Below are 7,299 nucleotides of genomic sequence, written 5' to 3'. Positions count from 1 at the left end.
TGAGATAAAAAATGTGGATTTAACAATTAGATTTTATTTAATTCAATTAGTCACCCAAGTTAATGCGTTAAAAAAGGTAGAGGAGAATCAATCGCTGATTTAACTTGGGTTTTATTGGCTACTTATAAGCGATTACATAATAAAGATGATGTTAAATCGTATAAAAAATTAGCTGAAAACATTCAAGGAAGAACTTCTCCAGCAATGACGATTTTAGGTGAAATAATGATTGAATTAGGTGCTAAAATTGCTGCCCTTGAAGTAATAAAAACCTCATTTTTTGAGCCACTGCTTCCGCTTATTATTAATGTAGAAACACAAACCATCACGTCTGCTCTTAGCTTTTTTAATGCAGGAATAGAAAAGAAGTCCTCAATGATAATGGATGATATTTCCGAGCAGCAATCCTTAAGCGATAATCCAAATAGCTGTGGCGGGTTGGTACATTTATAAAAGTGATCGAGAGCTTCTTTTTGATATACTGCCGTTTAAAATTAAGATAACGGAACATCCAGTTTACTTTCAGGAGCAGTAGTTGTATGTGACTTCGTGTCGCACGGAATTTACTATCTGGGGACGCAACCCTTTGATAACATCGTTTGTCCTTGGGAATGCAATTAAGCATCATTTCGTTCATATTTTTATTCGAAACTCACAAAGTGAGTCGAATGGTATTTTCATTTGTTGTCGACGTGGCTACGAGTTCCTCTGCAATTTCTTTGACCTCGCCCAATCGTTCTTCGATAATTACCTTGATATTATTAGGCGCCGTTAATGTTTTATCATTGTATTGCAGCAATTTATCAATAGCACCCGAAGTGGTTATTTCTGCGATTGCATTTTTAATTAGCGCTAAAGTTTTCTCTTCATGAATTAATCCTTCAAATCGTTTAATTAATTGTTCTGATGGTGTTAAGGACTTTATTGGTGTTTCTTCTTGTTTTTTATGCAAATCTTTCCATTTATCCGTTGTCGATGAATGTGACTGAACAGTTGCTTGAGATAAAGTCGAGCTTAGATTCTCGGTTTGCTCTTTGCCAATCTTTGTTTTCTGCTGGATTAGCTTTCGTTCTTCATCTGTCCTTTTGGCTATTTCATTCTGAAAAAACTGATGCATGCCAGAAGGAATTTCAATGATCTTAGCCCTATTAACCTTGATGGGGGTTTGAAAAATTTGTTGCATTTCCAGTGCTTGTTTTTCTGTTTTAGCCACAACGCGAAGAGATAAGCTATTATCTTGACGCCATAAATAACCAACATCTACTCTGGGTTCGAGAGGTAAATTATTCTTATTCACTAACCTAATCATGTCTGGTAATGTGATGTGTTGATACGTAGGTTGAATTAATAAACGCTCTCTTTTTTGATTGTATTTAAGCTCTGTACTATTTATTAACTTTACGAGTTGTTCTTGGGTTAGAGTGCAGCTCAAACCTTTACCATTCGCGACTGATTTAAGACCAAGCTCTTTATTTAATTGGTCAGCAATGGTTGGATTTGTTGTACTTAAGGTATAAGTTCCATTGTCTTGCCTCTTTAATTGAAAGGGGATTCGACCGCTTTGTGGATCAAAACGCATGGTATTAAGGAATACGGTTCCATCAGGTGACATGACTGAAGTTGGTGAAAAAATCTTTTCTAATTTATCAATTAAATCAATTTCTTGTTTGGGTAATAACCTGCGTTCATTGAATGCCGCCAATATATGTTGATTGCTTTTATTGGCTTGTACCGTCATTTCATCAATGAATTTTATATAGCTTGCAAGCTCTACATAAGGCATCTCATTTTTAATTGCCATATCGATTAAATCAATTTTCATTTTGGCAAAGTACAAATCATAGTTTGATAGTTTTCCTGCACATAATTGCATGATATGAGTATCTACCAGGCTTTGTATCGGACTTCCCTCGCGGCAATTATTTCTGATATCACCTAACTGATTTACTAACTCTTTGGGAGAGGGGGTATTTTCTTGAATACGGTGTAATTCTTGCCTTAAACCCGGGTAGCTTTTAATAACTTCTTCACTAGGATTTTCCCCAGTAATCATCTTTCTTAGTAAATGAAAACCGACCATACGCTCGGATAAAGGCGTATCGTAAAAAGCGCTGTAGTTACGATACATATAGTGACGGGCAACACCTATTACTGAAGAGCTTCTAAATATCGCAGGAGCCTTGGCATAGCTATCTTCAAATGAAAAGTCATCGCTAATGCTTGCGCTTACTCCTCCACCTTCATAGGGTTTACCATAGTCAAAACCATAGAACTCGCCATCAGCAAATCCTTTATTTTGCGCATCTTTACCCATGCCATCGCGATCCCCAATGGCAATACCAAAAATTAAATTTTTTCCTAAACCTGGAATGTTTTTAGAACGCTTAACCGGTGCATTTTTATCTTCAACCAGTACGCCATTATAATCAGGTTCTTTACCGCCATGGAGAAATTGTGTTAATTCTTGTAATCCATTTTTCCAACCGCAAGCTAATAATGCGTGCGGGCCGTTTTTACCATTGTTAACCCAGGTAATTTCCTGTTTCTGGTTTTGAACACTAAAAATACCCGCTAAACGCGTACCAACAAACTCTCTTATTGCTTCTTTATTTGCGGTAACCCTATCTTTTTGTCCTTCTGCATAATCAAGTTTATACATCCAGGCACTTAATTTATTATTCTTGGCCACCGTGTCTTTGACTTGATTGCAAAGCCATTGCATGCTTGTGTTTAGAGTACCCTCACCATGAGGACCTGGGACTTGAGTATTAATAAACGTTGAGAAAACTATTCGTTTTTGCCCTAGGTCAGCTTTATTAAGTGATTCTCTTAAGGCTTTAAAATTTAATTTTTCCTGATCCGAGATTTTCGTATCAGAGGGTAAATTTTCATCTGCTAAAATCTTATCTAATTCTTTAAAAAATAATTCATTTAAGTCAATTGCTCTAAAGCCAGGTTCCACGCCGCCAGGTTTATTTGCATAACAAAATTGTGATGCGCCAAACATGCTTCCCAAGCGCGTTAATTTTTTATCTTTACGTAATGTTGGTTGGCCAAACTCTGTTATTTGTTCCGTTTTAATTGTACCTACAGAGGGCGTTACTTTAAAAGTTGTCGTTTTCACTGTTCCTACCTCTGGTGTACTAATTGAGGTTTGATAGGGTTCAGTTGATCTTTTTTTGATAGGTGGCAATAAACTTCCTTCATCAATTTTTTTAGGTCTAGCATTTAATTGTTCATTAATGATCTGCACCGCTAGTCCTTCTGTTTTTAAACGATAGAGTGGATTTTTGCCTAATTCTACTCCCAAATTTTTAAGACAAAAGTCATAGATAAATTTACCTAATTTACTATTTTTACCACCACTGCTCTCTAAAATCATGGCATACTTAGATGCAAAAGTATCCAGAAGTGCGATAATTTTTGCATCAGGGGATAATGAATCATTTTTCGTTATTTCGCTTATTTGCTGATGCAATTCTTTTAGCGTTTCTTGTCGTTTTGTATTAATTGTTGCACTTGATAATTGCCCAATAATTTTTTGATATGCTTCGGTAAAATGATTGGTTGTAATCGGATTTTTTGTATGCGTTTCAGTTAATAATTTCAAATAATGCTGGGTGAATTTGCTGTCCAGTTCATAGGTTTCTTTTTTGGTTGAAGGCTTTACCATCTCTTGGTCTAGTTTCATTGCCACAAAATAATCTGGGTTAATTTCCAGACCGCTCAATAGTATTTCATAAACAGCATTGCGCAGATCATAAGATTCGGTTTGCGCTTCTGCTAATTTAAGCCAATCTTCCCTAAGATTTACACCGCCATCTATTGGAAATCCTGGGGTAGTGATTAAGCCTTGTAATGCACGATAACCGCAACTCCAACCATCCCTTTGTAATCCATCGCTTGCTACATTCACATGTGCTGTTGCATCTGGAAATGCACTATAGTCACCATCTTGATAATTAATCGCATTCTCAAGCGCTGTCCGTTCTGTACCGCTAAGAGGCATAGAATCTTGATAATCAATTGTAATTGCATTAGTCGTTGGATTAACGGTTACCATGGCATAAGTCCAATGAGACCCTTGGCTATGCAAAGAGCCGCTACTGCCACAGTTAATTAATAATGGAATAGTATAAGGTTCGGTAGCTTCTGCATGTTTTACTCGTTCAAAATGCAATATCATTCCAATGTCTTCAGGATTTAAACGCGTGATGTGTGTTCTGTCTTTGATATCCAGCTTAATGAGCATACGTTCTAAATCAACTTCACCAAGCCATTCAGTTTGTCCTAGATCTTCAGTAAGGAGTTTTTCCGCAATTCCAAGATTGCTGCTTTGAGCATGCAAATCCCGTAATGAACGATTTTCTATTCTTTGGTTAAGCGCTATGTTGGCTAAAACAGCGTCTTTTTCTTTAAAAGCAGTGGTTCTGGGAGGGACGTCTTCGGTAAATACAACGAGTTTATCCAACAAGCTTGATAACAGCTTAAATTGCTCCGCATGTGCATTACGTGTTTCCGCATTATTACTACTCAGTGCCACGATATTTAAATTGTCATTGCCTAATTTATAAAAAAAATCAATAGCGTCTGCCAAATGGGTATAATTACCCATTGTTTGAAGCCATGTTGGATCAAAGCGCTCTTTGAACTTTTCTCTTAAATAGAGTTCGATAAGCAAATGTTTTTTTTCAATTTCCAATGCTTTACTGACGTCGCTTAGAGATATCATGTCATCTTCCTTTTTAAAGATTAATGATAAGGATGCACTGGCATAACACCCTACTGGTATATTTCTACTTTATTCCTTTAAAATTAAGAGACTATTAAGCTATTTGTAAGAATGTTGTAAAGCTATACTCTTATGTACATAAGAAAAAAATAACTGTTTTTAGCATGCATTTTATTTCTGTTTAAAGTATAGTACGTCAATTTATTTGTGCATATTTTGGTTTATTTTGGTAAATTTTTTGTTCTTTAGGTGCTTTTTGGGCAATAAAATATTATAGTTATCAATAGATCGCATTAATCTATCGCATTCAAAATAAGGTATGTATTTTATGGTGAATCACGAAAAGGATAGCGAGTTTTCGCTCTGTACCTTATTTCCCGTTCAGCAAAATAATGGGCGTGTTGTGTACTATGCCTGCGATTTTTCTGAAGAATTAGGTGGTGATGTTTATAAGGGGTATCAATGCACCATTATAAAACCTGATGTAACTCATTTAAAGCCATGCCGTATCGCCAAAGAAGAGCTGGACCTTAATAAGGAACAGCCTGTTGCCATAAAGCTCTACGATGGAAAGCAGCACCCATCTCCTTACCAGTTTTATGCGTCAAAGATAGCAACGTTTAATATGGATAATCGGGATGTGCTCATCATGGATTTTGTCGACGGATTCCATATTTATCCTGATTTGCAGGATAATCCACAATTAAAAAAATTAACTTTTTTTCAAGCAGTAGATATTGCTTGGCAATTGATTTTGGGACTTAACCACTTACATTATAAAAACAGCAGCGGCCCATCTATTGTGCATGGTGATATTAAAGGCGAAAATATTAAAATAAGTCTTAAACTTGATAAGGACAACAAGTATAAAATTGATGTGTCTTATCTGGATCTTGACTACGCAAAACCAATAGTCAGCAGAGTGCAAGATGTTCAAGGCACTCCTGAGCATATTGCTCTTGAATTACTGGATGGTTATTATTCAGAGGCCAGTGATTTTTTTGCTTTGAGTCCTCTCTTATTGAGTATTTTTGGTGCTCATAATCCATTGCAAAAAATTATAGAGTTCCGAGATAGCCATAAGTATATGGATCATGCTGAATTAGTAAGAAAATTTCGAGACATTGATTTTTGCACGAAGGGTTTATTTGAGCATTTTGATAAAAAAGTTGAGCCATTCCTTTGCCAGTTGATAGAGCGTTTTATTTTAAAAATGGGCGAAAAAAATAAGCAAAACCGCCCATTAGCAGATGCTGTACTTGAATTTTTTACGGCGTTAAGACAATTAAGTCTTGCTGATGAATTAAAGGATGACAGAGACAGTTATCTTTTACGTCTGTGTGTTGTTGCTCAAGATGAGCGTTGGTTAACGGATAAAAAATACCAAACCTTATTTTTAAATTTAGATGAAAATCTGCAAAATAGACTTATTGCGTTAATGAATATTAATCACTATATCCCTTTATATCGGGTTGCTCAGGAAAATAATGCTCCAGTTACTCTTGTGGATGAGTTAAGAAAAAATATTGCCAGCTATCTAAGCCAAAAAAGCCTTGTGCTCATACCACCATCCAAGCTTGTTTCTATTTTCTGTTCTCCCGTAACCCAGAAAGAAGTCCAATGGCTGCTTCATTGTTATAAGCATCATGATTTTGTTGATTTTTATTCACCCCAAAATGAAAAAACAAGAATAAAATTAGCACAGTGTACCGAAAAAACAATCGCACCCTTAATTGCTATTGTTGCTGAAGGAATAATAAAACCTGCCGATGTTTCTGAATTATCAAAATAAGTATTTCTTCATCTGAAAGCATATAGTTATTGTTAATATAAGCAAAAAGAACAGTTTGTGGAGCCGTTAGTAACTTCGATACATTATGCCTAAAATGCTTTTTTTGAGCGCCTTATATTCAGAAAGCATAATTGTTAAGCTTTAAATGGGTGAATCACTTATGTCAGAATATACCTTCTTAAGGTTTTTGGATTAAATACAGCTCATTTTATTGGGAAAAATCTGAAATAGCAGTTTTGTCACTTTGTCCACACGCCCCCTCAAAGAAGCAAAAATTGTGATCTTTAATCCCACGCTATAATGGACAAAAAATGGCTCCATTGACATTAATTCGTCACTATATATACACTACTGGGACATTTCTTATAGGAAGTTCCCAATGCTTTTAAAAGAGCTTTATAAAGTACTGTCTGAACCACTTTCTGATATTCAGCTAGCTCAATTACCTGAATTTAAAAAACAGATGCGAGCTCAATTAGCTGAAAGTTTTCCTGAGCTAACGGACGAAGATATTGATGATAATGATATGCAAGAAATTATTCAGGTAGCTCAATTAGCTGTAAGAATACCTGAGTTATTAAAGGATGATGAATTTAAAAATAATATTCAAAAAATTTGTCGGGGTGAAGAAGATTATAACCTTATTGGCTTTGTCCAGGCTTTATTTGCTCAAGCTTTAATATCCGCAAATTCTTCTGATGACCTTACTGAGTTTGTTTTTGAAAATCCAGAATTACTCAATGTTATTTGTTGTGACAAATCTATGATGGGCCTT

Annotated in this window: 4 protein-coding genes; 3 read left to right on the top strand and 1 reads right to left on the bottom strand. The window is 35.6% G+C overall.

The window, feature by feature from the left end:
- The first annotated feature begins 114 nt into the window (after positions 1-114).
- The gene (locus LDG_RS11955; RefSeq protein WP_006871634.1) at positions 115-453 is read left to right on the top strand and encodes a hypothetical protein; all 339 of its coding nucleotides are present in this window, start codon (positions 115-117) and stop codon (positions 451-453) included.
- A gap of 199 nt (positions 454-652) precedes the next feature.
- On the opposite strand, the gene LDG_RS11950 is transcribed toward LDG_RS11955, so the two are convergent.
- Positions 653-4,732 (bottom strand): hypothetical protein, encoded by a 4,080-nt coding sequence (locus LDG_RS11950; protein WP_006871633.1) that lies wholly within the window; start codon positions 4,730-4,732, stop codon positions 653-655.
- 328 nt (positions 4,733-5,060) lie between these two features.
- Here LDG_RS11950 and LDG_RS11945 point away from each other — a divergent pair, with 328 nt between their 5' ends.
- Both LDG_RS11945 and LDG_RS11940 read left to right on the top strand, forming a co-directional pair.
- Entirely contained in the window at positions 5,061-6,524 is a 1,464-nt protein-coding gene (locus LDG_RS11945; protein WP_006871632.1) for a protein kinase domain-containing protein, read from the top strand.
- A gap of 379 nt (positions 6,525-6,903) precedes the next feature.
- A partial coding sequence (locus tag LDG_RS11940; protein WP_040535678.1) for a hypothetical protein occupies positions 6,904-7,299 on the top strand: 396 nt, incomplete at its 3' end.

This window comes from Legionella drancourtii LLAP12, assembly GCF_000162755.2.
GTDB classification, from domain to species: domain Bacteria; phylum Pseudomonadota; class Gammaproteobacteria; order Legionellales; family Legionellaceae; genus Legionella; species Legionella drancourtii.
This window is presented reverse-complemented; position numbering and strand designations above follow the sequence as displayed.

Bases quoted from the DNA above. Each gene is read 5' to 3' on its own strand.
- LDG_RS11945 (WP_006871632.1), top strand. From the start codon at position 5,061: ATGGTGAATCACGAAAAGGATAGCGAGTTTTCGCTCTGTACCTTATTT.
- LDG_RS11950 (WP_006871633.1), bottom strand. From the start codon at position 4,732: ATGATATCTCTAAGCGACGTCAGTAAAGCATTGGAAATTGAAAAAAAA.